Origin of the sequence: Collinsella aerofaciens, from assembly GCF_964243765.1 — a bacterium.
GTDB classification, from domain to species: domain Bacteria; phylum Actinomycetota; class Coriobacteriia; order Coriobacteriales; family Coriobacteriaceae; genus Collinsella; species Collinsella aerofaciens_BU.
The window spans coordinates 15,318-41,654 of record NZ_CAXTGI010000015.1; the positions used below are offsets into that span (position 1 = coordinate 15,318).

The window sequence follows — 26,337 nt, forward strand, 5'->3', positions numbered from 1 at the left end:
CGTGGCCGGTCACGACAACATTCCAACGCTTGCCGAGCAGGTTTCGCGCGTTCCCACGCAGCCCGGCTGCTACCTTTGGAAAGACGCCAAGGGCGATGTCATCTACGTAGGCAAGGCGAAAAACCTGCGCGCCCGTATGCGTCAGTACGTGACGCTGCAGGACGAGCGCCAGAAGATCCCGCTTATGATGCAGCTGGTGGCGAGCTTTGACTATATCGTGGTGGAGACCGAGCACGAGGCGTTGGTGCTCGAGCGCAATTTGATTGGTCAGTACCATCCGTACTTTAACGTCGACCTCAAGGATGACAAGAGCTACCCCTTTATCGCCATTACAAAGGGCGACCTGTATCCCGCTATCAAATACACGCGTGAGCGTCATAAGCCGGGAACGCGCTATTTTGGACCTTATACCGATAGCCACGCGGCACGTGAGACGATAGATACGCTGCGCAAGGTTATCCCCATCTGCTCCGCATCCTGTGCGGAGTGGCGTCGTTGTCGCCGTATCGTCGAGTCCCACAAGGGCGAGGAAGACATCGTCAATATGATTTGCGCGCAAAACGGGCGCCCCTGCTTTGACTACCATGTCGGTCGTGGCCCGGGTGCGTGTGTCGGCGCGATTTCCCCGGCAGACTATGCCAAGAACGTCAAGCGTGTCGAGCGCTTTTTGTCGGGCCATCGCAAGGATGTCGTCGATGAGTTGACCTCCGAGATGACGGATGCCGCTGAGGCGCTCGACTTTGAGCGCGCGGCACGCGTCAAACGTCGTTTGGAGGTCATCAGGGGTCTGGACGATCGTCAGCAAGTCGTTTTTCCCTCCAGTGTCGATATCGATGTTATCGGTTTCTATCGCGAGGAGACCATCTCCGCCGCTTGCGTCTTCGTCGTTCGCGAGGGCCGAACAGTTCGCACCTGCGAGTTCATTCTCGACAGGGGTCTTGATGTTGACGAGGAAGAGCTCCAGTCGGGCTTTCTTAAGCGCTATTACGACGAGACGGCTGATATTCCAGCTGAGGTCAACCTTTCCGTCGAGCTTGAGGATGCGGAAGCGCTGGGGGAGTGGCTTGCGGGCAAGCGTGAGCGTTCCTGCCATCTCCATAGGCCGCAGCGTGGCGAAAAGCACCGTCTGCTCGATATGGCATCCAAAAATGCGCGCCATGCCCTCATGCGCTACATGATGCGAACGGGGTACGCTGACGACCGCACCAATCAAGCGCTCCTGGAGCTCGAAAGTGCGTTGGCGCTGCCATCGCCGCCGTTGCGTATCGAGTGCTTCGATATCTCTACACTGCATGGCACCTTTACGGTCGCCTCGATGGTGGTGTTTACCAACGGGCGCGCCGACAAGAGTCAGTATCGTCGTTTTAAAATTCAGGCCGAATTGGACGAGGCAAACGACTTCGTGTCGATGTCCGAGGTTTTGGGACGACGTTATGCTCCCGAGCGCATGGCCGACGAGCGCTTTGGCTCGCGCCCCGATTTGCTCGTTGTCGATGGCGGTAAGCCGCAATTGACCGCTGCGATCAAGCAACTTGAGGCTCTTGGGCTCGATATACCAGTTTGTGGCTTGGCAAAGGCCGATGAGGAGGTTTTCGTGCCTTGGGACGAGACTCCCGTCGTGCTGCCGACCGGGTCCGCGTCGCTCTATCTAATTAAACAGGTGCGCGATGAATCGCACCGTTTTGCCATCACGTTCCATCGCGAATTGCGCGATAAAGCCATGACGGTTTCGGTACTCGATGACGTTCCAGGCGTGGGACCCACCAGAAAACGTGCCCTTATGCGCCATTTTGGCTCGATGAAGCGTTTGCGCGCGGCGAGCGAGCAAGAGATCGCGGAAGTTCGAGGCATTCCTGCCGATGTCGCCAAAGCGGTTCACGAGGCGCTCGTTGCATGGAATGCCGAGCGCGCCGAGGCGGCGGCAAAGCAATCCGAAAACTAAACACGCCTCTAAACAACTGATATACATGATTGCGCGATTTTCAACCATTTATTTCGCCATGATTGCCCGCTGGTTTCGGGTTTTATTAACGCTAAAACGTTTGACTAACCCAAGCGAAAACCCTGCTATCCTGCGGGTTGACGAAGACTGATATCTCACCTCGTCGATACATACTGTCTGGCGAATCGTTTGTCAATGAATTCGGTGAACGGTAGCAAATACCGTTCAAGCGTATGTATGTATCGGTCGCCGAGCGCGGCACCTCAGTTGGGTTCGTCGGTAGGTAAGGTATATATCGTCCGCAAGTTGCGCGGGGGCACGTCTAGGCGCTCCCGGGTAAGATTCTCTATTGATAGGAGAAGACATGGCCATCATCAACAAGGGTATGTCCAGGCGTTCGTTCCTCGGCCTCACCGGCAGCGTCGCTGCTGTCGCAGGGCTTGGTCTCACCGGCTGCGGTGGCAGCTCTAGCGACGAGGGTTCCGCTTCCGGTTCCACCGATTCCGCCAACCGTGGCGGCGGCGTGATCACCGCTGGTTCCGCTTACGCTCCGTCCAGCTTCGATCCCGCCAGCACCGGCTCCGCTGTGGGCCTGGGTGCTAACTGGCACGTCGTCGAGGGCCTCTACGGCATCGATTACCACGACTACAGCACCTTCAAAGAGCTCGCCACCGACGATCCCAAGTCTGTGGACGACACCACTTTCGAGGTCACCATCCGCAAGGGCGCCAAGTTCTCCGATGGCACCGAGGTCACCGCTGACGATGTCGTTGCCTCCTACACCGCTTGCGCCGCTTCCGCTACCTATGCTCCGTTCTTCCAGCCCTTCGAGTCCATCGAGGCCAAGGACGCCAGCACCGTGACGGTCAAGACCAAGGTCCCCAACTTCTCCCTGCTCAAGGATCGTCTGGCCATCGTCCGCGTTACCCCGGCCACCCAGACCGAGGAGGATCGCGCCAAGCAGCCGATCGGCTCCGGCCCCTGGATGTACGACTCTATCTCCGATACCGAGATCACCCTGGTTCCCAACCCCGAGTACAACGGTGAGTATGCTGCCGAGGATAAGAAGATCCAGTACAGCATCCTGACCGACCCCACCGCTCGCGTTACCGCTCAGCAGGAGGGCTCCACGCTCGTTATGGAGCTCGTTACCGCTGACGCCGTCGACCAGCTCGAGAGCGCCGGCTGCAAGATCGATAACGTTCAGGGTTTCGGCACCCGCTTCATCATGTTCAACGTCGCCAAGGAGCCTTGGAACAACGTCAAGGTCCGTCAGGCTGTCATGTATGCGCTCGACACCGAGAAGATGGTCAGCAACACCTTCGCCGGCCTTGCCACCGCTGCCAGCTGCTACCTGCCCAAGAGCTTCACCAACTATCATGAGGCTTCCACGGTGTACAAGACCGACGCCAAGAAGGCTAAGAAGCTCATCGAGGAGTCTGGCATCACCCCGGGTGCCATCACCCTGCGCACCACCGACAACGAGCAGATTAAGGGCATGGCCGCCCAGGTCAAGAATGACCTCGACGCTCTCGGCTTCGATGTGACCATCCAGACCGATACCTCGCCGGCCACCTACGCTGCCATCGACGGCGGCGAGGCCTACGATATCCTCCTTGCCCCTGGCGATCCTTCCTGCTTCGGCGCCGACCCCGACCTGCTGCTCAACTGGTGGTACGGCGACAACGTCTGGATGCAGACCCGTTGCCCGTGGAAGGAGTCCGCTGAGTGGCAGAAGCTCCACGGTCTCATGGACGAGGCTCTTGCCGCTGAGGGCGATGAGCAGCAGAAGAAGTGGAACGAGTGCTTCGACATCATTGCCGACAACGCCGTTCTGTACCCCGTTGTCCACGTCAAGACCGTCTCCGCTTCCTGGGACGATCCGTCCACTGCGCCCAACGGCGAGGCCCTCGATGGCTTCAAGGGCATCGGCACGACGAGCATGTCCTTCAGGGGCGTTGCGACCGTCAAGGCGTAAGACTCGCTTGAGTCTGTATGCAGGATGTCGGTCGTTGGGACCGTATCCTCATAGTTGAAACAAAGACCCGGGCGACCTCGATGTCGCTCGGGTCTTGTAATGAGTATCCGTACTCATATACCAGTTGGTCCTACCGACAAAAGAAAGGGGAGAGAACGTGAACAACTTGCTACGTTTGATTGGAAGGCGTCTTGTGGCGCTGCCGATCATGGCATTGGGCGTCACCGTCCTGGTGTTCTTCCTTATGTCGTTCTCCAAGACCGACCCCGCCTACACGGCGTTGGGTGACGGTGCCTCGCCCGAGGCGGTTGCCGAGTACCATGAGAAGTATGGTCTGGACGACCCCTGGCCTGTGCGCTACGTGCGCTATATGGGCGATTTGATCCATGGTGACATGGGCACCTATGGTGCTGCTCGCAACTCCGTTGCCAAGCGCATCTCCACGGCCCTGCCCGTCACGATGCAGCTGACCTTCATCGGCCTTGCCATCGGTGCGGTCGTTTCGTTTTTACTCGGCGTCATCGCGGCACTGTATCGCGACAAATGGCCGGACCAAGTGATCCGCGTCTTTTCCATCGCCGGCTTGGCAACCCCGTCGTTCTGGCTTGCCGTTCTGTTGATCCTGCTGTTCTCTTCCTACCTTAAGGTGCTTCCGGCATCGGGTGCTCTGCCTCACTTCACCACGAATCCGGCTGGCTATCTGGGACGTATGATCATGCCCGCTATCGCCTTGGCATTTCCGCTGACGGGCCAGATGACTCGTATCGTGCGCACCGCCATGGTCGAGGAGCTCGATAAGGATTATGTCCGTATGGCTCGCGGCGCCGGCGTTCCCGAGAAGGTCGTCGTCGGCATCAACGTTCTTCGCAATGCGCTGATCACCCCGGTCACCACCCTCGGTCTTAAGATCGGTTACCTCATGGGCGGCGCCGTCGTCATCGAGGTTATCTTCAACCTCCCCGGCATGGGCACCGCGATTCTGCAGGGCGTTCAGGGCAACGAGGCGAACCTGGTTCAGGGCGTCGTTATCGTCGTTGCTCTTGCCTTCATCATCATCAACATCGTGGTTGACATGCTCTACCTGCTCATCAACCCGCGCATCAGGACGGTGTAGATTATGGTAAAGATTCGAGAGAAGCAAACCGAGCAGCTCGAGAAGGCTGCCTCCAAGGGGCTCAAGCTCGGTGGCTGGAAGAAGATGACGCTGTCTTCTAAGATTGCCGCCGTCGTGTTGGTGCTGGTCGCCCTGACTGCGATTCTGGCGCCCCTTCTTGCCCCCTATAGCCCGGTCGAGATTTTTACGGCTCGCCAGGCTCCCGGCAACGGATTTATCTTCGGTACCGACGATAAGGGTCGCGACATTCTGTCGCGCATGCTCTACGGTGGTCGTTACTCGCTGATTATCGGCTTTGGCGCCACTGCCATGGCTCTGGTCTGCGGCTCGGTCGTGGGCGCCCTTGCGGCGGTTTCGCGCAAGGCCGTTTCCGAGACGATCATGCGTATCCTGGACATCATCATGTCCATCCCGGGCATCGCCCTCGCGGCCGTCTTCGTCTCCATCCTGGGCAACTCCGTGCCGTCGATCATCTTCGCCATCGGCTTTATGTACACTCCGCAGATTGCCCGTATCGTGCGCGCCAACATCGTGTCCGAGTACGGCGAGGACTATGTCCGCGCGGTCATCGTTTCCGGCGCCAAGGCTCCGTGGATTTTGATCAAGCATGTTCTGCGTAACTGCATCGCCCCGATCATGGTCTTCACCGTTACCCTGGTCGCCGACGCCATCATCTTCGAGGCCTCGCTGACCTTCATCGGCGCTGGTATCCAGGAGCCCACCGCTACCTGGGGCAACATCCTCGCCGACGCCCGCGGCGGCGTGCTCGCCGGCCGTTGGTGGCAGGCGCTGTTCCCGGGCCTGGCCATCATGATCACCTGCCTGGCGCTCAACATCCTCTCCGAGGGCATTACCGACGCCATGGCCGCTGCTCCCTCCGCCGCCCTGGATCCGACCGATTCCTCCAAGCGTCGCGAGGCCGACCTGCTGGTCTCCGACCCCGTTCGCGCCTACAAGGAGCAGGCCCAGTCCCTCTCCGCTCGCCTTGGCGCCCTGCGCGATGTCGAGCTCAAGCGTGACGATCGCCATGTGCCCGACGAGTCTGTCGAACCGATTCTCTCGGTCCGTGACTTCTGCATTCAGTTTGAGCATCACGGCGATATCAACGTCGTCGACCATGTCAACTTTGACGTCCGTCCTGGTCAGACCATGGGCCTGGTGGGCGAGTCCGGTTGCGGTAAGTCCATCACCACGCTGGCCATCATGGGCCTGACCGACGATGACGAGCACCTTTCCGGCGAGGTCCTCTGGGAGGGCCGCGACCTGCTCAAGATGAGCAAGAAGGAGTGGTTCGGCCTGCGCGGTACCGATATCGCTATGGTCTATCAGGACGCCCTGTCCTCGCTCAACCCCTCCATGCTCATCTCTGCCCAGATGAAGCAGCTCACCAAGCGCGGCGGCACCCGCAGCGCCGAGGAACTCCTGGAGCTCGTGGGCCTCGACCCCAAGCGTACGCTCGAGAGCTACCCGCATGAGCTTTCCGGTGGCCAGCGTCAGCGTGTCCTGATCGCTATGGCCCTTACCCGCGACCCCAAGCTGGTCATCTGCGACGAGCCCACGACCGCTCTGGACGTTACCGTCCAGAAGCAGGTCATCAAGCTGCTCAACGACCTTCAGGCCAAGCTCGGCTTTGCCATGATCTTCGTCTCGCATGACTTGGCGCTGGTCGCCGAGGTCGCCCATAACATCACGGTTATGTACGCCGGTCAGGTTATCGAGCAGGCGCCCACCAAGGAGCTGCTCACTAACCCGATCCACGAGTACACCCGCGGTCTTCTGGGCTCCGTTCTGTCCATCGAGAGCGGTTCGGGCCGTCTGCACCAGGTGCCCGGCGCCGTTCCGAGCCCGCGCGATTTCCCCAAGGGCGATCGCTTCGCGCCCCGCTCGAGCCATCCGCGCATTGGCCTGGACACCCGTCCGGTCTTCAAGCGCGTGCCCGGCACCGAGCACTTCTATTCCGAGCTCCCCGACGAGGTGCTCAAGGCAAATGGTTTGACCCCTCACGCGGAGGTGATGTAGATGAGCGAGACCGCAGTCAACGGCGTCGAGCCGATCATCTTCCTTGATGACGTCCACGTCACCTTTAGGACCCGTACCGGCTCGATTCTGCACCCCAACCTGGTTCACGCCGTCCAGGGTGTAACGATTAGGCTCATGCCCGGTCAGACGATCGGCATCGTCGGCGAGTCCGGTTGCGGTAAGTCCACCACCGCCAACGTCATGTGCGGCCTGCAGGCCCCCACGAGCGGCAAGGTCTACTTTAAGGGCAAGGACGTAACCAAGCGTACCGCCGAGGACCGTCGCCACATGGGCCGTGTCATCTCGGTCGTGTTCCAGAATCCGGCTACGGCGCTCAATCCCCGCATGGTCGTTCGCGAGCAGCTGCTCGACCCCATGCGCGTCCACAACCTGGGTACCGAGGCCGAGCAGGAGAAGCGCGTCAAGGAGCTCCTGGAGCTCACCGGTCTGCCCAGCTCCGCCGCCGAGGTTCTTCCCGGCCAGCTTTCGGGCGGCCAGCGCCAGCGCGTCGCAATTGCCCGTGCCCTGTCGTTGAACCCCGATGCCATCATCGCCGACGAGCCCACCTCGGCTCTGGACGTTTCGGTCCGCGCGCAGATTCTGAACCTGCTGACCGACCTTAAGAAGGAGCTCGGCCTGGCCATGGTGTTCATCAGCCATGACATCCAGACGGTCCGCTATATCTCTGACGACATCATCGTTATGAATGGCGGCAAGATCGTCGAGCAGGGCGAGGCCAAGCAGGTCTTCCAGCACCCTCAGGACCCCTACACCAAGATGCTGCTCGGTGCTGCGCCGTCGCTGCTGCATCCCAAGCTCGGCGAGTAGCCTCGCTTTCCCTCCCGTGCGCCCGGTTCCCTTGCCGGGCGCACCTCCGTTGCGATTTCGAAAGGTTGGGTTCACGAGCCATGCCAAGTGCTCAGGAGCTACAACAGCAATTTGGTGGGTATCGGGGCGCCATGCCCCGTCCATCAGATTTCGATCTCTTTTGGAAGGACCGCATGGCCGAGGCCGACGCCGTCGGGCTTGACTATGCGATCGAGACGGCATCGGTCACCGATGCCGTGACCTGCCAGCTTTTCGACCTCTGGTATACCGGCATGTGTGGCGCTCGCCTGCATGCCAAGTACCTTAAACCCGTCTCGGACGAGCCCGTGCCATTGGTACTTCAGTTCCATGGGTATCCGGGTGCAAGCCGCAGCTGGTTTGAGCAGGCGTCGTTTGCGGGCATGGGCATGGCACTCATCGCCCTCGACTGCCCCGGCCAAGGAGGTCCCTCCGAGGACATTGGTGGATTTGAGGGCACAACGGTCGCGGGCCATATCGTCGCCGGTATCGACGGCGATCCGGCCAACCTCTACTATGTCCGCTTGCACCAAGATATTCGCATCCTGTGCCGCATCGTTCGCGAGCTCGAGGGCATCGATCTTGCCCGTGTGTTTGTGAACGGCGCGTCGCAGGGCGGCGGTTTGGGCATTGCGACCTGTGCACTTAACAGCGAGCTTATCAATCGCGCCGCCATCCTCTATCCCTTCCTGTCGGATTTCCGCCTGGTCTGGGATTTGGATGCCGACGACATTGCCTACGAGGGCCTGCGCTATTGGTCTCGCTGGTTTGACGAGGACTCGACTCGTATCGACGAAGCCTATGCCAAGCTGGCGTACTTCGATTCCAAGAACTTTGCCCCTATGGTCAAATGCCCCGTGCTGTTTGGCACCGGCACAGCCGATACCGTCTGTCCGCCAGCGACGCAGTTTGCGGTCTATAACAACCTGACCTGTGAAAAGCGTCATGAGTTCTTTGAAGGCTTTGGCCACGAGGAGATTCAGGATTTTGACGATCTGATCATTCCGTTTTTCTGCAAGGGAGGGGAGGCTCATGTCTAAGTGCGAGAGCAATGTCAATGAGCTGATTGTCTCCGACCTTGTGGGGATTCCCGGAACGGTCTCGTCAAGGCTCGCTGATTTCCGGGATTGGCGCGGTGATGCTTCTGCGGATGTTTCCGAATTAGAGATAGCCGCTTCGGACCTTGAGGTTTGCGGGCCGAGTATTACGGCGATCGATTTCGCCAATCCGTATGCCCGTTACTCGGAGGTCTCCTTTGAGCTCGGTGACGATGCGATTCACGCTCGTTTGATCGAGCCTGTCGGTCGTGCCCGAGTTTCTGAGCGCGTGCCGCTGTGCCTGATGTTCCACGACATCGATCGGCCTGTGCGCGGCTGGCATCACATGACGAGATTTGCGGCCATGGGATATGCCGTGCTTGCGCTGGACGATGAGGCGATTGGACCCAGCGATCTGCGACAGGGGATTACCTCGCCTGCTTTTGTCAGGCGCGTCCGTTGGGGCTGCGCGTTGGCGGAGGTCGCGCGCAATCTTGATGGCATGGACCCCGACCGCATCTTTGCATGGGGCGAGGGGCTTGGCGGCGGAGTCGCGCTGGCGGTTTCTGCTCTGGACGAGCGGGGCCTCGCCTGCACGGCGGTTGCCAATCCGCTTCCTGGCGGCCTCGAGGCGCTGTCGTCTCGGGTGCGCGGATCGGTGCTCATGGGCACATCGCTTATGGATACCGTGAGCGATCCCAAGGGCCAGTTTGCCGTATTCAACGGTCTTGAGTGTGACCGGAGGCATATCATCTATGCCAAATACGCTCATGAGCGCATCAATGCGTTCGAAAACGAAGTCGTCGACTTCTTTAACCAAACGTTCTACCCGTGTTCTTTGGCCTAGACGGCCTGGACACTGCCAACAAGAGTGGGTGGCATAGGGCCGCCCGCCAGACAACTAAGGAGATTCTTGTGGCAACTCAGAAATTCACCGGCGTTATCCCTCCCGTCGTTGTTCCCGATACCGAAGATCACCAGCTCGATGTTGCCTCCTTTGAGCGCAGCATCAACCGCATGATCGATGCCGGCGTCGATGGCTTGTTCTTCTTGGGCTCTTCGGGTGAGGTCGTTTTCTCCACCGACGAGCGTCGTCGCCAGATCATCGCCGAGGCCGTCCGCATCGTCGACCACCGCGTGCCCGTCCTGGTCGGCATCATCGATACCGAGACCGAGCGCATGATTGAGCACGGCAAGGTCGCTCAGGAGCTGGGCGCCGATGCCCTCGTCGCCACCTGCCCGTTCTATGCCCTGCAGGGCATGACCGAGGTCGAGGAGCACTTCCGCATCCTGCACGAGGAGCTTGACCTGCCCATCTTTGCCTATGACATTCCCGTCTGCGTTCACACCAAGCTCCCCTGGAAGCTCCTTGCCAAGCTCGGCGCCGAGGGCGTCCTTGCTGGCGTCAAGGATTCCTCGGGTGATGACATCTCGTTCCGCTACCTCGTTCAGGAGAACGAGAAGAACGGCCATCCGATGAGCATCCTCACCGGCCACGAGGTTGTCGTCGACGGCGCTTACCTCGGTGGCGCCGACGGCTCTGTCCCGGGTCTCGCCAACGTTGAGCCCGAGGGCTACGTTCGTCAGTGGAAGGCCGCTCAGGCTGGTGACTGGGCTACCGTCAAGGCCGAGCAGGATCGCCTCAATGAGATTTCGCACATCTGGGATGTCACCTCGGGCGTCCAGGGCTATGCCGGTGGCGTCGGCGCCTTCAAGACCGCTATGAACCTCATGGGTATCTTCGACAGCCCGACCATGCCGCGCCCGGTGAAGGCCATGACCGGCGAGAACGTCGAGGCTATTAGGAAGGTCCTCCAGGACAACGGCCTCCTGTAAAGCTTTCCCAGGCACCCGACCTCGCCGTTCAACCGTGTGGCCATGACTATTAGGTCAATGGCCACACGGTTTCTCGGCGATCTTGGGCACCAGGAAAACCTTTACTGCGCTGTGACGGCTAGCCTGACGGCGCATTTCCTATAGTTGTTTTTTATCTCCGAAGGAGAGCGACATGGAGAACAAGTACGTCTGTTCTGTCGATATCGGCGGAACTAAGATCGCGACTGCCATCATGGAGTACCCGGCTGACGGTAGTGTGCCCCATCCCGTTTTTGAGGCCGAGGTTCCCACCGAGGCCCAAGAGGGCGGCGAGGCCGTCTTCCAGCGTATCGAGGCGTCCATCAAGGCTGCTCTCGAGGCGAATCCCGATGTCGAGGTCCTTGGCGTCGGTATCGGTGCCGCCGGCGTCGTCGATCCCAAGACGGGCGCCATCGCGTATGCCAATGAGATCATGCCCGGCTGGTCCGGCGTTCAGTTGGGGCCGCGTCTGCGCGAGGATCTCGGTCTTCCCGTTGCCGTTGTAGGCGACGTGCAGGCTCATGCTCTGGGCGAGGCCCACTGGGGCGTCGGCAAGGGCAAGTTCTCCGTCTTGTGTCTTGGCATCGGTACGGGCATCGGCGGCGCATATGTCGAGAACGGCCGCGTGATGCAGGGCTTCCATGGTGCTGCTGGCCATATGGGCCACATCGAGTGCTCGGCTGCCGCCGGCATTCCCTGCGCCTGCGGGCGTTCCGGCCATCTGGAGTCGGTTGCTTCGGGCACTTCCATTGGTCGTATGTACGATGAGCGCTTTGGCCGCGTCGACCCCAGCCGTCCTTCGGTCGGTCGCGATGTGAACGACCTGTGCCGTGCAGGCGACGCAAAGGCGACCGAGGTCATCCATGATGCCGGCTTTGCGTTGGGTGCCAGCTTGGGCTCGCTCGCTAACATCCTGGACCCTGAGGTCATCGTGCTTTCGGGCGGCGTGATTCACCAAGGTCCCGATTGGCGTTCGCAGACGTGGAAGGATTCGGTGCACGAGGGCTATGCCAGCCAGGCGCTCGATCCGCTTCAGGACACGCCGATCCTCATCGGTTCTCTGGAGGGCGATGCTCCGCTCATCGGTGCCGCTGAGCATCTTCTTGCCTCGTTGAAGTAAACGTATCTGCTGTAGAAGCCTCCCGAGACAACACGCCTCGGGAGGCTGTTCTGAGAAAGGTTGCAGCCTTATGACCGTCGATCCTTTGATTCAATCCCTGAAGGGCAAGCTCGTCGTGAGCGTTCAGGCGTATATGGGCGAGCCGCTTCGTACGCCCGAGACCATGGCTCAAATGTCTCGCGCTTGCGAGCTTGGCGGCGCCGCCGCCATTCGCTGTCAGGGCCTTGCCGACATTGCCGCCATTAAGGGTCGCTGTGAGGTTCCTGTTATCGGCCTGTGGAAGGATGGGCACGAGGGCGTTTACATCACGCCGACGCTGCGTCACGCTCGCGCCTGCGTTGCTGCCGGTGCCGATATCGTGGCGATCGATGCCACCGATCGTCCGCGTCCCGATGGCAAGACGGTCGAGGATACCTTCCGCCCGCTGCACGAGGAGGGTGTGCTCCTGATGGCGGATTGTGCCACCATCGAGGATATTCGCCGTGCTGTTGATATGGGCTTTGACCTGGTATCCACCACGCTTTCTCACGGCGTCGCCGCCATCGACTGCACCATGGCCGATGGCCCCGACCTGCCGCTCCTGCGTCAGGCGACTGAGGAATTCCCCGGCCTTCCCATCATCTGCGAGGGCCGCGTGCACACGCCCGAGGAGGCTCGCGCCGCGATCGAAGCTGGCGCCTGGGCCGTTGTCGTCGGCACCGCCATCACGCACCCCACGAGTATTACGAGTTGGTTCAAGGCTGCGCTTGAGGCGTAAGACAGGCCTCGTATCCGCTCGGGGCGGTATACTCAATATAGGCAATTGACCGCGCGGGATCCGGGTTGCTGGGTCCCGCGCTTGTTTTCGGGAGGCAGCACATGCAAAAGGGAGATGCCATGGATGCGGCGGAGCGCTCGGAGCGCATCCCCGATATCGTCATCATCACCGGAATGTCCGGATCGGGCCGCACACAGGCCATGCACGTGTTCGAGGACATGGGCTATTTTTGCATCGATAACCTGCCTCCGCGTCTCATCGCCCAGCTTGCCGAGCTCGTCGGCATCAATACGGGCGTGGGCAGGCATCTCGCCGTCACCTGTGACCTGCGCAGCCAGGGCTTGTTCGATGAGCTGCTCGATGCCGTTGCCGCACTCGAGGAGCGCGAGATGAGCTGTGACATCGTGTTTCTCGAGGCCTCTGACGAGGTGCTGATCCGTCGTTATAGCGAAAACCGCCGCCGCCATCCCATTGCCAAGCCGGGGGAGACTACGGCCGATGCGATTCAGCGCGAGCGCCTGCAGCTGCAGGGTGTGCGCGACCGAGCCGATATGATCATCGACACGAGCCGCCTGCGTACCTCTGCCCTGCGCAACAAATTGCGCATGGCGTTCTCCGAGTTGTCCGACCAGCAGCTCATGGACGTCCATGTGTTCTCGTTTGGCTTTAAGCACGGTATGCCCGTTGAGGCGGACATTATGATCGACGTTCGCTTCCTGCCCAATCCGTTCTACGATCCCGAGATGCGCACCATGACCGGTCTCGATAAGAAGGTCTCCGACTTTGTTCTGGACCATCCCAAGACCCAGGAGTTCTGGAAAGCTTGGACGCAGCTGCTCGATACGGTGATGCCGGGCTATATCGCGGAGGGCAAGCCACAGCTTTCTATTGCCATCGGCTGCACGGGCGGTCAACACCGCAGCGTTGCCATCGCCGAGGCCACGGCACGTTATTTGGAAGGCGCTCAATATCACGTGAGCATTTCCCACCGCGACCTGTCGCGCGCCAACACGAAAGCATAGGCCTGCATGTCGTTTACCGCCGAGGTGCGTGACGAACTCGCGCGCTGCGAACCCGAATGTGAATACTGCGATTTGTCGACGCTTGCCGCCCTGACGCGTGTGAGCGGTACACTTTCGCTGGCCGGCTCCGGGCGGTATCGTTTGACGGTCGCGACCGAGACGGGCGCCGTCGCGCGCACAATGATCACGCTGACGCATCGCATCCTTAAGCTCAAAACGGAATTCACCGTTCGTAAATCTGTATTGCATAAGGTTCGAAACTACCTCATCACCTTGCCTGATCAGCCAGACCTGGATAAGGCTCTGGTGCTGCTGGGCATCCTCGACCGCAGGGGAGGACTTGTCGCCGGCGTGCCCCGACATATCGTTGCCCGTCCCTGCTGCAGGCTTGCCTATATCCGCGGCGCGCTCATCGCGGGCGGCTTCGTGGCCGATCCACGCGGCGATTTTCATTTGGAGATCGCGGTGCAGGGCGAGCAATATGCCAAGGGGCTTTGCGATCTGTTGGAGCAGATTGGGGTCCATGCTCGTGTTAATGCGCGGCGGGGGTCATATGCCGTGTACATTAAGAGCGCCGAGGAGATCGAGCAGCTCCTAAAGCTGGTCGGCGCCAAGCGCAGCGTTGCCGAGATCGAGGAAGCGCGCGCGGTCAAATTGGTTAAGAACGACGTAAACCGTCGCGTGAACGCCGAGCTGGCCAATCAGACCAGAAGCGCCGGTGCCGCCCAGCATCAGCTTGCGTTGATCGATGAGCTCGAGCAGCGTGGCCTTCGCGATGCGCTTCCGGATGCCTTGGCGGTCTTTTGCGACCTGCGCGAGCGCTACCCCGATCTGTCACTGCGTGATTTGGGGGAGATGGCTGACCCTCCCTTGTCGAAGTCGGCCCTCTACCATCGTGTTTTACGGCTTGAAAAGCTCATTGAAGCAAACAGGTAGATTAAAGTATCGACTTATATACGGATTTAGCTGCTGTTTTAGTATTTAAAACGTTTTAACGTAAATTTGATTTTCAATTTCGAGCATTCTCGTGAAATTCAAGTCAAAAAAAAGGTATATTAGGCGAGTGGTTAGTTTGTGGGCCTCAACGGCGGGCGCTGTAGCTCGCGGGGGCCTTACGAAAGGAGACACAATGGCAGTAAAGGTTGCTATTAACGGCTTCGGTCGCATCGGTCGTCTGGCTTTCCGTCAGATGTTCGGTCATGAGGGCTCCGAGATCGTCGCTATCAACGACCTCACCTCTCCCGATATGCTCGCTTACCTGCTGAAGTACGACTCCACGCAGGGCAACTACGCTCGCGATCACGAGGTCGTTGCTGGCGAGGATTCCATCACCGTTGACGGCAAGGAGATCAAGATCTACAAGGAGGCCGACGCCAACAACCTGCCTTGGGGCGACCTCGACGTCGACGTCGTTCTCGAGTGCACCGGCTTCTACACCAGCAAGGCTAAGGCTCAGGCCCACATCAACGCTGGCGCCAAGAAGGTCGTCATCTCCGCTCCGGCCGGCAGTGATCTGCCCACCATCGTGTACAACGTCAACCACGAGACGCTGACCGCTGAGGACAACATCATCTCCGCTGCTTCCTGCACCACCAACTGCCTCGCCCCGATGGCCAAGGGTCTGAACGACTTCGCTCCCATCGTGTCCGGCATCATGACCACCATTCACGCCTGGACCGGCGACCAGATGCCGCTCGACGGCCCGCAGCGCAAGGGCAACAAGCGTCGTAGCCGCGCCTGCGCCGTCAACATCGTCCCCAACACCACCGGTGCTGCCAAGGCTATCGGCCTGGTTCTCCCCGAGCTCAACGGTAAGCTCATCGGTGCCGCCCAGCGTGTCCCGACGCCGACCGGCTCCATCACCAACCTCTACGCTGTCGTTGACAAGAAGGTCACCGTCGACGAGGTCAACGCCGCTATGAAGGCCTACGCTTCCACCATCTCCGAGACCTTCGGTTACAACGAGGACGACATCGTCTCCACCGACATCATCGGCGAGACCCACGGCTCCATCTTCGACGCCACTCAGACCATGTGCTCTGACCTCGGCAACGGCCAGACCCTCGTTCAGGTCACCTCTTGGTACGACAACGAGAACTCCTACACCTCTCAGATGGTCCGCACCATCAAGTACTTCGAGAAGTTCGTTGCTTAATTTAGCTTTTAGCGAATAGCTCGTTGAGCGTCTAAAGAAGGGCGCGGCCTCATAGGGCTTACACCCTAGGGTCGCGCCCTTTTTATAGGAAATCGTCTGCCGTAATGGGAGGCAGACACGTACGAAAGGTAGAAGCAAACATGGCCTTTACCAAGAAGACCGTCCGCGACATCGATGTCGACGGCAAGCGCGTTCTCGTCCGCGTTGACTTCAACGTGCCTATCAAGGATGGCGTCGTTGGCGACACCACCCGCATCAAGGCTGCCCTGCCCACCATCAACTACCTCGTTGAGCACAACGCTCGCGTCATCCTCATGAGCCACCTCGGCCGTCCCGATGGCACCGGCTTCCAGCCCGAGCTGTCCCTCGAGCCCGTCGCCAAGAAGCTCGCTGAGCTCTCTGGTCTCGATGTTGCCTTTGTCGCCGACACCTACGGCGAGAAGGCTGCTGAGGCTGTTGCCGCCGTCGAGCCGGGCAAGGTCCTCGTTCTCGAGAACGTCCGTTTTGACAAGCGTGAGAAGAAGAACGATCCCGAGATCGCCAAGAAGCTCGCTTCCTATGGTGACGTCTTCGTTCTCGATGCCTTCGGCACCGCTCACCGCGCCCAGGGTTCCGTTGTGGGCCCCGCCGCTTACCTGCCCGCCGTCGCCGGCTTCCTGCTCGAGAAGGAGGTCGACACGCTGACCGGTATCTTCGCCGAGCCCGAGCGCCCCTTCGTCGCTATCGTCGGCGGTTCCAAGGTTTCCTCCAAGATCGGCGTTCTCGATCACCTCATCGACTCCGCTGACACCCTGATCATCGGTGGCGGCATGGCCTATACCTTCTTCCTGGCTCAGGGCCTGTCCGTTGGTCAGTCCCTCAAGGAAGAGGACTGGGTCGAGCGCGCTGGCGAGATGCTCAAGAAGGCCGAGGAGAAGGGCGTCAAGATCCTGCTCCCCATCGACAACCGCGTTGCCGATCACTTTGGCGAGGACGCTGTCCCCGAGGTTGTCGCTTCCGACGCTATCCCCGACGATCGTGAGGGCATGGACATCGGCCCCAAGACCGAGGAGCTTTACGCCGAGGCCGTCAAGGGCGCCAAGACCGTGTTCTGGAACGGCCCCATGGGCGTCTTCGAGTTCGATAACTTCGCTCATGGCACCCAGGCTATCGCCGAGGCTGTCGCCGAGGCCGACTGCACCTCGATCATCGGCGGTGGCGACTCTGTCGCAGCTGTCAATAAGTTCAACCTGGCCGACAAGATGAGCTGGATCTCCACCGGTGGTGGCGCTTCCATGGAGCTCGTCGAGGGTAAGGCCCTGCCCGGAGTGGAGGCGCTTCTCGATGCCTAATCGCACCCTTCTTATCGCTGGTAACTGGAAGATGAACAACGACGTCGCCGAGGCCGCCAAGCTCGCCGACGAGCTGGCTCAGGCTCTGCCCGAGGTTCCGGCTGGCGTCGAGGTGCTCGTCTGCCCTCCGACCATCGACATCACCACGGTTCATGACCGTATTCAGGCTGCCCCCATCGCCCTCGGTGCACAGAACGTGTACTGGGAGGCCAAGGGTGCCTTCACCGGTGAGTCTTCTTGCGACATGCTCAAGTCTGCTGGCTGCACCTACTGCATCATCGGTCACTCCGAGCGTCGCGACTACTTCCACGAGACCGACGAGGATCAGAACAAGAAGGCCAAGGCTCTCGTTGCCGCCGGTCTTGTTCCCGTCTTCTGCTGCGGCGAGTCTCTCGAGGTCCGCGAGGCTGGCACCTATGTCGAGCACGTCGTGAACCAGGTCAAGGCTGGTCTCGAGGGTCTCGAGATCACTTGTCCCAAGCAGGTCGTCGTCGCCTACGAGCCCATCTGGGCCATCGGCACCGGCAAGACCGCTACCGCTGAGGACGCCCAGGAGGTCTGCGGCGCTATCCGTGAGACCCTCAAGGAGATGTTTGGCGAGGAGCTCGCCGACGGTATCCGCGTCCTGTACGGTGGTTCCGCTAAGCCCGGCAACATTGCCGAGCTCGTCGCCAAGCCCGACGTTGACGGCGCCCTCGTGGGCGGCGCTTCGCTCAAGGCTGTCGACTTCGCCTCTATGGTCGTCAAGGCAGGCGAGTAGGACATATGGCACAGCGTCATCTTCCTGCACTCCTGATCATCATGGATGGCTGCGGCCTTGCTCCGGCTGATGGCGAGAACGCCGTCGCCGCTGCCAAGACGCCCTTCCTTGATAGCCTGTACGAGAAGTATCCTCACACCACGCTCGGTGCTTCGGGCGAGGACGTGGGCCTTCCCGACGGCCAGATGGGCAACTCCGAGGTGGGTCACCTCAACATCGGTGCCGGCCGCATCGTGTTCCAGGAGCTTTCGCGCATCAACAACGCCATCAAGGACGGCTCCATCGCCAAGAACGAGGTCTTCGTCAAGGCTATGGACGACGTCAAGGCCGAAGGCAAGACCCTGCACCTCATGGGCCTTATGAGCCCTGGCGGTGTTCACTCTCACATGAACCACGTCGAGGCTCTGGTCAAGATGGCTGCCCAGCATGGCGTCAAGACCGTTCGCGTCCACGCCTTCATGGATGGCCGCGACGTCGACCCGCAATCCGGTGCCGGCTACATGAGCGAGTTCTGCGCCTTCCTGGCTAAGATCTCCGAGGAGACCGGTTGCGACGCTCGCGTTGCCACCGTCTCGGGCCGTTATTGGGCCATGGACCGCGATAATCGTTGGGAGCGCATCCAGCGCGCCTACGACGTCATGGTCAACGCGTCCGATGCCGATACCGACCCCGTTGCCGGTATCAAGGCCTACTATGAGAAGGATCCGCGCGGCGACGAGTTCGTCGAGCCCTTCGCTGCCCACAACGAGGGCATTCACGAGGGCGACGCGGCCATCTTCTTCAACTTTCGTCCCGACCGCGCTCGTCAGATGACCCGCGTGTTCACGGACAAGGAGTTCGACGGCTTTGAGCGCGAGCAGATCAAGCTTTCGCACTTTGTGACGATGACCGAGTACGATCCGACGTTTGACGTCGAGGTCGCCTTCCCCAAGACGTTCCCCGAGAACGTCCTGGCCGACGTTATCGCCGCCAATGGCCTGAAGCAGCTGCACACCGCCGAGACCGAGAAGTACGCCCACGTGACGTTCTTCCTCAACGGCGGCATCGAGGAGCCCAAGGAGGGCGAGGAGCGCGTGCTCGTCGCTTCCCCCAAGGTCGCTACCTACGATCTGCAGCCTGAGATGAGCGCTCCCGAGGTTACCGAGAAGCTTGTCGCCGCCATCAACGAGGATCGCGCTGATTTCTACATCGTGAACTTCGCGAACTGCGACATGGTTGGTCACACCGGTGTCTTCGACGCCGCCGTTAAGGCCGTCGAGGCTGTTGACGATGCCCTGTCCAAGGTTGTCCCGGCGATTCTCGCCAAGGGCGGCTTTGCGCTGATCACCGCCGACCACGGCAACGCCGACCACATGTTTGACGTCGCTTCCGACGGTTCCAAGCATCCGTTCACGGCTCACACCACCAACCGTGTGCCGTTCATCATCGTTGATGAGAAGGCCAAGCTCACCGGTATCGAGGACGGCCGTCTTTCCGATATCGCTCCGACCATGCTCACCATGGCTGGCATTGAGCCTTCCGCCGAGATGACGGGTCGCGTGCTCGCCACCGAGGCCTAAGAGAAAACAAATACCGTTTTCTAGTAAGGGGGTTGTCCACAACCGGACAACCCCCTTTTTGGTATTTCTGCCATTTCCACCCCGTCCTTGAGTGGCAGGTAGGGGAGAGCGGGGGATTGTGGTACAGTACTGGAGTTTAAACTGTTCTATTAAGGAGCTTATCTATGGGTCCGTTCCAGATTCTTCTGTTTGTCGTTTGGGCTGTCTCTGCCGTGGCGCTGACGATTCTCGTCCTGATGCATTCCGGTAAGGGCACCGGCGTTTCGGATATGATCGCTAGCTCGCTGTATAACTCCAGCTCTGCCACGGGCGTCATGGAGCAGAACCTCGACCGCCTGACCGTCATCATGGCTGTCGTGTTTGCCGTGTGCGTCGTGCTGTGCATGTTCTTCTTCCCGCAGGGCATCGTCGGCTACTAAGCACGAGCCGCATAAATATTCAAAAAGGGTCCCGTAAGTGCGGGACCCTTTTTGTTTACATATTTGTAACAGAGTCAAAATATCCTCACATACTTCGCCCAACTAAAGAAATTCTCGACCGTTAACCGGAATTAGCCCCAAATTGTGTATAAAATGCGCTACTGTATTGCAAAACGTTGGTCCGTTGTGCATAACCAGCCATAGCAGCGGGCGGCGTTTTGATGGTTCGGATCGGATTGTTTCGACATGTGTCCGACTGAACATTTCTTTGTCCTATCTCATAAGGAGGATGGCATGGCTGATTCTATGTTCCACCAGCCCGTTATGGGTCGTCGCGCCTTTGTTGGCGGCACCCTCGCTGCGAGCTCCATGGCTTTTCTTGCCGCATGCGGCAAGAAGGGTGGCGACGCTTCCGGTTCTGAGTCCGGTTCGACGCTGAACTTCTACATCAACAACCCGGTCTGCATCGACCCCTACAATGTCCAGGAGGACCAGGGCACTCAGGTCGAGTACCAGCTCTTTGACGCTCTGACCTCTTATGACGCCGAGAAGGGCGAGATCGTTCCGCTGGCTTGCGAGTCCTTCGAGGCCAACGACGACGCCACCGAGTTCACCTTCAAGATCAAGAAGGCCAAGTTCCACAACGGTGACGACGTTACCTCCAAGTCCTTCAAGCTCGGTTGGGAGCGTCTGGTCAACACCAAGTCGGCCATCGCTACCGAGTACGGCCCTTCCGAGGTCTCCTACCACCTTTCCATGGTCGAGGGCTATGACGACCTGCTTGCCGGTAACGCCACCGAGCTCAGCGGTGTTACCTGCCCCGACGATGAGACCCTCGTCGTTAAGCTGTCTTCCGCTTACGCCGACTTCCCCTTCGTCGCCTCTCACCCGGCTCTGGCCCCGGTTCCCGAGTGCGCCGAGTCCGATGCCAAGAGCTTCTATCTTGCACCGGTCGGTAACGGCCCGTTCATGATGGACGGCAAGTGGGAGGATGGTCAGGAGATCAACCTCAAGAAGTTCGACGATTACTATGGCGACAAGGCCAAGATCGATGGCATCCACTTCCAGGTCATCAAGGACATGGAGACTGCTTACAAGGAGTTCCAGGCCGGTAACCTCGATGTCTGCGACGTTCCCGTCGCTCAGATCGATGCCGCCAAGAAGGATCGCGGCGTGTCCAAGGACGGCTACACCATGGGTGACGGCGAGCGCATGCTGCTCGGCGCCGAGCCTTCCACGTACTATCTGACCTGCAACACCACGGCCGAGCCGTTCAACAACGCCGACCTGCGCAGGGGCATCTCCCTGGCCATCAACCGTGAGGCCATCTGCAAGACCATCTATAAGGGTACCCGTACCCCTGCCGACGGCATTGTTCCTCCGGGCATCGATGGCTACAAGGAGGGCGCATGGGAGTTCTGCGCCTACGATGTCGACAAGGCTAACGAGTACCTCGACAAGGTTGCTCCCGCTGGCGCTAACGGGGATCGTGGCATTAGCGTGACCCTGTCCTACAACCAGGACGGCGGTCACAAGGAGATCATGGAGTCCATCATCGGCGACCTCGCCAAGGTTGGCGTTACCGCTGTCTCCGATACCCCTGAGTGGTCTGCCCTGCTCGAGCAGTATCAGAACTTTAACTATCAGTTCGGTCGTCTGGGTTGGATTGCCGACTACCCGATCATGGACAACTTCCTGTATCCGCTGTTCCACTCCGACTCCCTCGGTGGCGATAACCGCTCTGGTTACAACAACCCCGAGTTCGACGCCAAGGTCGACGAGGCTCGTACTATTGTTGACGACGAGGAGCGCGTCGCTAAGATGCAGGAGGCCGACGCAATGGTCGCTGCCGACTGCCCGGTCATCCCGATTATGTTCTACACGCACACCATCGTCGGCTCCGATCGCATCAAGCACCTCTATGTCGATCCGCAGAAGCATGCCGAGCTGGGTACCGCTGAGCTCGCCTAAGAGTTTGCAGCTTCCGTGAGGGTCAAGTATTTACGTAGACCTCATGGGAAACATACAGTTCTCCCTAACCTGGGGTAAACTGGCTGATGGTAATTTTGGGATGCCGGTCTGGCGATCGGCATCCCATTTAGGTTAATCCCTAGATAGGGGAGTGGTATGGGTAAGTACATCGTTAAACGTGTGCTTCAGTTCATCCCGGTGTTTTTGGGCGTTACGCTGATTCTGTTCGCCCTCCAGAATATCGTGCCGGGAGATCCGATCAAGCTGATCGGTGGAGACAAGGCTCTGTCCCCCGAGGTGGAGCTTCAGCTTCGCGTCCGCTATCACCTGGTCCAGTCGGACGAGGACGGCAACGCGATCCTTGATGAGAACGGCGACCCCGTTCAAACGTCGCTCGTGGACCGTTACTTGTATTACATGAACGGCCTGCTTCATGGCGATCTGGGCAATTCGTATCAGCGCAAGCTGCCGGTTACGGAAATCTTTGCCCAGAAGTATCCGTATACGGTCAAACTTGCCGCGTGCGCCATCGTGCTCGAGGCAATCATGGGTATCGGTGCGGGTATCATTTCGGCGGTTAAGCGTTATTCCTTCTGGGATATTTTGGTAACGCTCACCACGTCGATTCTCGTTGCCGTCCCGGCTTTCTGGCTCGGTATGTTGCTGCAGCTGTTCTTTGGCGTCATCCTTAAGGATGCCACCGGCGGTGCATTCTCCATGCCGATTTCGGGTGCCGGCGGTTCCAGCTCTCAGTATCAGGATTGGATGCACTATGTGCTTCCGACCATTACGCTGGCTTCGGTTTCGACCGCTTATGCCGCCCGCATTATGCGCTCGCAGCTGCTTGACGTCATGAACCAGGATTACATCCGTACGGCAAAGGCGAAGGGTCTCTCCAATCGCGCGATCATCGTCAAGCATGCGCTTAAGAATGCACTCATCCCCGTCGTTACCTATATTGGTGTCGACTTCGGCGGCATGCTTTCGGGCGCCATCCTGACCGAGACGGTCTTTAACTGGCCCGGTATCGGCTATGAGGTCTATCGCGCCATTAGCATGCGTGACTGGCCCATCGTTATGGGCGGCGTTACGCTCATCGTTGTCGTCGTCATGGTGATTAACCTGCTCGTCGACATTAGCTATGCATTCCTCGACCCGCGCATCCGCCTTGGCGGTCCGTCGGATAAGGCCTAAGGGAGGTACGTCTCATGCAGGAAACTGATTCTCAGTCTCAGGAGCAGGCTACCGCCACCAAGGCCGCATCTGCTCCCGCCAAGTCCCGCACGCTGTGGGGCGACGCTTTTAAGCGTCTTCGTAAGAACAAGCTCGCCGTTATCGGTGTCTGCTGGATCATCATCGTCGTTGTGGTTGCACTGACCGCAGATCTATGGGCTAAGCCCTGGCTCGGTTCGCCGACGGCTTCCGACTCGACCACCATGGCTCAGACGTCGCTGCTGGCTCCGTGTGCAGAGCACCCGTTTGGCACCGACGCCCTTGGTCGTGACATTCTCGTCCGCGTTATCTACGGTGCGCGCGTTTCGCTGTCCGTCGGCATTATGGCAACCGCGATCTCCACGCTGATCGGTCTGGTCATGGGTGCTCTGGCGGGTTTCTACGGCGGCATCTGGGATACGATCATCATGCGCTGTGCGGACATCTTCCTGGCGTTCCCGTACGTGCTGTTCGTTGTCGCCATGATCGCCGTTATCGGCCGTGGCCTTCAGAACGTCTTTATCGCCATCGGTATTCTCGGCTGGCCTTCGATTGCACGCGTCTTCCGCTCTGCAATCTTGACGGTCAAGGAAAACGACTATGTTGACGCTGCACGCGCGATGGGTGCATCCGATGCCCGTATCGTCGTGCGTCACATCTTCCCGAACTCCGTCGCCTCTATCGTGGTCTACGCAACCATGAACATTGGTGGCGCCATTCTGACCGAGTCCGCTCTGTCCTTCCTCGGCATGGGCGTTATTCCGCCTACGCCTTCGTGGGGCTCCATGATTCAGGACGGTCAGCAGTATCTTCTGACCGCTCCCTGGATGATGATCATGCCCGGTCTGGCAATTCTCTCGACGGTGCTCGCCTTCACCCTGCTGGGTGACGGTCTGCGCGACGCCCTCGACGTCAAGATGAAGGACGCATAAGGATGAAGAAGAACAAGAACTATGTGGACCTGAAGGACCAGCCGGTTCCCGAGGGCCAGCATCTGCTCGAGGTCGATGACCTTAAGATGTATTTCCACACCGAGGATGGCGTCGTTCGCGCTGTCGACGGTGTCTCCTACACGCTCGATCGCGGCGAGACCCTGGGAGTCGTCGGTGAATCCGGCTCCGGTAAGTCCGTGACCGCCATGACCATCATGGGCCTTATCTCGATGCCTCCGGGAAAGATCGAGGGCGGTGACGTTCGCTATCGCGGCCGCTCCATCCTCGAGATGACCGAGGAAGAGATGCAGCACATTCGCGGCAACGATATCGCGATGATCTTCCAGGATCCTATGACCTCCCTGAACCCGGTCTATAAGATCGGCAAGCAGGTGGGCGAGGGCCTTCGTCTGCACCGTGGCTACTCCAAGCAGGAGGCGCTCAAGCGCGCCACCGAGCTTTTGGACCTCGTTGGCATTCCCGAGCCCGAGAAGCGCGTCAATGAGTATCCGCACCAGTTCTCTGGCGGTATGCGTCAGCGCGTCATGATTGCCATGGCTCTTGCCTGCGATCCCGATATTCTGATTGCCGACGAGCCCACGACTGCTCTGGACGTTACCATCCAGGCTCAGATTATTGAGCTTATGCAGGAAATGCAGGAGAAGAACGGCAACGCCATCATCATGATTACCCATGACCTGGGCGTCGTTGCCGATATGGCCGATAAGATCATGGTTATGTACGCCGGCCGTCCCGTCGAGTTCGGTACTGCTGAGGAAATCTTCTACGAGAGCCGCCACCCCTACACCTGGGGCCTTATCCGCTCCATCCCGGAGCAGGCCATCGAAGAGAAGAAGCCGCTGACGCCGATTCACGGCAACCCGCCTTCGCTCATGAACCTGCCCGAGGGCTGCGTCTTCTCTCCTCGCTGCCCCTATGCGACGGACAAGTGCCGCAAGCAGCGCCCCGAGCGCGTTGTCACCGAGTCCGGCCACTATTCTGCGTGCCATTATTCCGGTGACCCCGAGTTCCTCAAGAACGCCCCTGAGACGTCCCGCACGCGCAAGGATTCCAAGAAGGGAGGCGAGGCGTAAATGGCAGACAATAACGAGCGTACTCCGTTGCTGAAGGTCGAGCACCTTTCTAAGGAGTTCCCCGCTGAGTCCGGCATGTTCGCCAAGCGTTTTTCCAAGCGTGTCGTCTCTGCTGTAAATGACATCTCTTTTGAGATTTATCCTGGCGAGACTTTTGGTCTGGTTGGTGAGTCTGGTTGCGGTAAGTCCACGACGGGTCGCACCATCATGCGCTTGACCAAGCCGACCGCCGGTAAGGTGTTCTTCCAGGGCAAAGATGTTGCCGAGATGAGCAAGCACGAGATCAAGGATATGCGTCGCGAGATGCAGTTCATCTTCCAGGACCCCTATGCATCGCTGAATCCTCGTATGACCATCGGCGAGATCGTCTCCGAGCCCATGACCATTCACGGCGTGGGTACCAAGGAGGAGCGCATTGAGCGTGTCCGCGAGCTTCTCGACGTTGTCGGACTGAACCCCGAGCACATCAACCGTTATCCGCACGAGTTCTCTGGCGGTCAGCGTCAGCGTGTCGGCATCGCCCGCGCTTTTGCGCTCAAGCCCAAGCTGATCATCTGCGACGAGCCCGTTTCCGCTCTGGATGTTTCCATTCAGGCCCAGGTTCTGAACCTGCTCAAGGAACTTCAGGACAAGTTCGGTACGGCGTATCTGTTTATCGCCCACGACCTGTCCGTCGTGCAGCACATCTCCGATCGCGTTGCCGTTATGTATCTGGGTAAGATGGTCGAGGTTTCGGACTGGAAGACGCTCTATAGCGAGCCTCACCACCCGTACACGCAGTCGCTGCTGTCTGCCGTGCCGGTTCCCGATCCTGATATCCAGAAGACCCGTAAGCGCATCATCCTTGCCGGCGATCCGCCGTCGCCGCTGGATCCGCCGACCGGCTGCCGTTTCCACACGCGCTGCCCGATTGCGCAGGGCATCTGCTCCGAGAAGCTTCCTGAGTTTAATGAAGTTGCCCCGGGCCACTGCTGCGCCTGCCACTTCGCGGAGCCGTTCCCGATCAAGGAATCTCACATCGACCTGTAGTCGGCTGTTTGTCCGGGCCCGTGCTGGACTTAGTTTTCAGAACGTCCTCGACCTTGGAAACCCCCCTTATCCTGCTCCTTCGGAGCTGTGGATAAGGGGGTTTCCTGGTCTGACGCTCCTATTTGGCAAGGTGTTTTTTAGAATCCATTTTGCGCTCGGCCTCGAAGGCCCGCCTGTCCCAATCGA

22 protein-coding genes are annotated in these 26,337 nt (G+C 59.5%); all 22 read left to right on the plus strand.

Features of this window, described 5'->3' with window-relative positions; genetic code table 11:
* Position 1 precedes the first annotated feature (1 nt).
* The 22 genes from uvrC (at position 2) to ACESSC_RS09380 (ending at position 26,151) form a co-directional block, all read left to right on the plus strand.
* Positions 2-1,942 (plus strand): excinuclease ABC subunit UvrC, encoded by a 1,941-nt coding sequence (gene uvrC / locus ACESSC_RS09275; protein ID WP_373162656.1) that lies wholly within the window; start codon positions 2-4, stop codon positions 1,940-1,942.
* Between the two features lie 364 nt (positions 1,943-2,306).
* Complete coding sequence (locus ACESSC_RS09280; RefSeq protein WP_117655648.1) at positions 2,307-3,920, plus strand: ABC transporter substrate-binding protein; 1,614 nt, start codon at positions 2,307-2,309, stop codon at positions 3,918-3,920.
* A 157-nt stretch (positions 3,921-4,077) separates the two neighbouring features.
* Positions 4,078-5,034: an ABC transporter permease gene (locus ACESSC_RS09285; protein WP_055251823.1), complete on the plus strand. Its 957-nt coding sequence runs from the start codon at positions 4,078-4,080 to the stop codon at positions 5,032-5,034.
* A gap of 3 nt (positions 5,035-5,037) precedes the next feature.
* Positions 5,038-7,053, plus strand: a complete 2,016-nt coding sequence (locus tag ACESSC_RS09290; protein WP_035138893.1) for a dipeptide/oligopeptide/nickel ABC transporter permease/ATP-binding protein — start codon at positions 5,038-5,040, stop codon at positions 7,051-7,053.
* Positions 7,054-7,881: an ABC transporter ATP-binding protein gene (locus ACESSC_RS09295; RefSeq protein WP_089573612.1), complete on the plus strand. Its 828-nt coding sequence runs from the start codon at positions 7,054-7,056 to the stop codon at positions 7,879-7,881. It begins immediately after the preceding gene.
* Positions 7,882-7,961: 80 nt separating this feature from the next.
* Positions 7,962-8,939, plus strand: a complete 978-nt coding sequence (locus ACESSC_RS09300; protein WP_117647499.1) for an acetylxylan esterase — start codon at positions 7,962-7,964, stop codon at positions 8,937-8,939.
* A complete protein-coding gene (locus ACESSC_RS09305; RefSeq protein WP_373162658.1) occupies positions 8,932-9,783 on the plus strand; it encodes an acetylxylan esterase in 852 nt (283 codons plus the stop codon). Before ACESSC_RS09300 ends, ACESSC_RS09305 begins: the two co-directional genes overlap by 8 nt.
* Positions 9,784-9,851: 68 nt before the next feature.
* Positions 9,852-10,772, plus strand: a complete 921-nt coding sequence (locus ACESSC_RS09310) for a dihydrodipicolinate synthase family protein (protein WP_089573615.1) — start codon at positions 9,852-9,854, stop codon at positions 10,770-10,772.
* 172 nt (positions 10,773-10,944) lie between these two features.
* Positions 10,945-11,910, plus strand: a complete 966-nt coding sequence (locus ACESSC_RS09315) for an ROK family protein (protein ID WP_022094876.1) — start codon at positions 10,945-10,947, stop codon at positions 11,908-11,910.
* A gap of 70 nt (positions 11,911-11,980) precedes the next feature.
* On the plus strand, positions 11,981-12,667 hold the full coding sequence (locus tag ACESSC_RS09320; RefSeq protein ID WP_373162659.1) for an N-acetylmannosamine-6-phosphate 2-epimerase: 687 nt from the start codon (positions 11,981-11,983) through the stop codon (positions 12,665-12,667).
* Positions 12,668-12,768: 101 nt separating this feature from the next.
* Complete coding sequence (rapZ, locus tag ACESSC_RS09325) at positions 12,769-13,689, plus strand: RNase adapter RapZ (protein WP_022094878.1); 921 nt, start codon at positions 12,769-12,771, stop codon at positions 13,687-13,689.
* 6 nt (positions 13,690-13,695) lie between these two features.
* Positions 13,696-14,625 (plus strand): DNA-binding protein WhiA, encoded by a 930-nt coding sequence (whiA, locus tag ACESSC_RS09330; protein WP_195246818.1) that lies wholly within the window; start codon positions 13,696-13,698, stop codon positions 14,623-14,625.
* A gap of 193 nt (positions 14,626-14,818) precedes the next feature.
* A complete protein-coding gene (gap, locus tag ACESSC_RS09335) occupies positions 14,819-15,844 on the plus strand; it encodes a type I glyceraldehyde-3-phosphate dehydrogenase (protein WP_099431436.1) in 1,026 nt (341 codons plus the stop codon).
* A 140-nt stretch (positions 15,845-15,984) separates the two neighbouring features.
* Positions 15,985-17,175 carry a phosphoglycerate kinase gene (locus ACESSC_RS09340; protein ID WP_022094881.1) on the plus strand — a complete coding sequence of 397 codons (1,191 nt, stop codon included), beginning with the start codon at positions 15,985-15,987 and terminating at the stop codon, positions 17,173-17,175.
* Positions 17,168-17,935: a triose-phosphate isomerase gene (gene tpiA / locus ACESSC_RS09345; protein WP_373162662.1), complete on the plus strand. Its 768-nt coding sequence runs from the start codon at positions 17,168-17,170 to the stop codon at positions 17,933-17,935. Before ACESSC_RS09340 ends, tpiA begins: the two co-directional genes overlap by 8 nt.
* Positions 17,936-17,940: 5 nt before the next feature.
* The gene (gene gpmI / locus ACESSC_RS09350; RefSeq protein WP_373162663.1) at positions 17,941-19,494 is read left to right on the plus strand and encodes a 2,3-bisphosphoglycerate-independent phosphoglycerate mutase; all 1,554 of its coding nucleotides are present in this window, start codon (positions 17,941-17,943) and stop codon (positions 19,492-19,494) included.
* Positions 19,495-19,658: 164 nt separating this feature from the next.
* Positions 19,659-19,913, plus strand: coding sequence for a preprotein translocase subunit SecG (secG, locus tag ACESSC_RS09355; protein WP_006236144.1), 255 nt, complete (start codon positions 19,659-19,661; stop codon positions 19,911-19,913).
* Positions 19,914-20,207: 294 nt separating this feature from the next.
* Positions 20,208-21,884 carry a peptide ABC transporter substrate-binding protein gene (locus ACESSC_RS09360; protein WP_320677802.1) on the plus strand — a complete coding sequence of 559 codons (1,677 nt, stop codon included), beginning with the start codon at positions 20,208-20,210 and terminating at the stop codon, positions 21,882-21,884.
* 156 nt (positions 21,885-22,040) lie between these two features.
* Positions 22,041-23,078, plus strand: a complete 1,038-nt coding sequence (locus tag ACESSC_RS09365) for an ABC transporter permease (protein WP_320677801.1) — start codon at positions 22,041-22,043, stop codon at positions 23,076-23,078.
* A gap of 14 nt (positions 23,079-23,092) precedes the next feature.
* Positions 23,093-24,028, plus strand: coding sequence for an ABC transporter permease (locus ACESSC_RS09370; protein ID WP_022094886.1), 936 nt, complete (start codon positions 23,093-23,095; stop codon positions 24,026-24,028).
* Between the two features lie 2 nt (positions 24,029-24,030).
* On the plus strand, positions 24,031-25,122 hold the full coding sequence (locus ACESSC_RS09375) for an ABC transporter ATP-binding protein (protein WP_022094887.1): 1,092 nt from the start codon (positions 24,031-24,033) through the stop codon (positions 25,120-25,122).
* Positions 25,123-26,151 carry an ABC transporter ATP-binding protein gene (locus ACESSC_RS09380; protein ID WP_373162666.1) on the plus strand — a complete coding sequence of 343 codons (1,029 nt, stop codon included), beginning with the start codon at positions 25,123-25,125 and terminating at the stop codon, positions 26,149-26,151.
* Positions 26,152-26,337 lie beyond the last annotated feature (186 nt).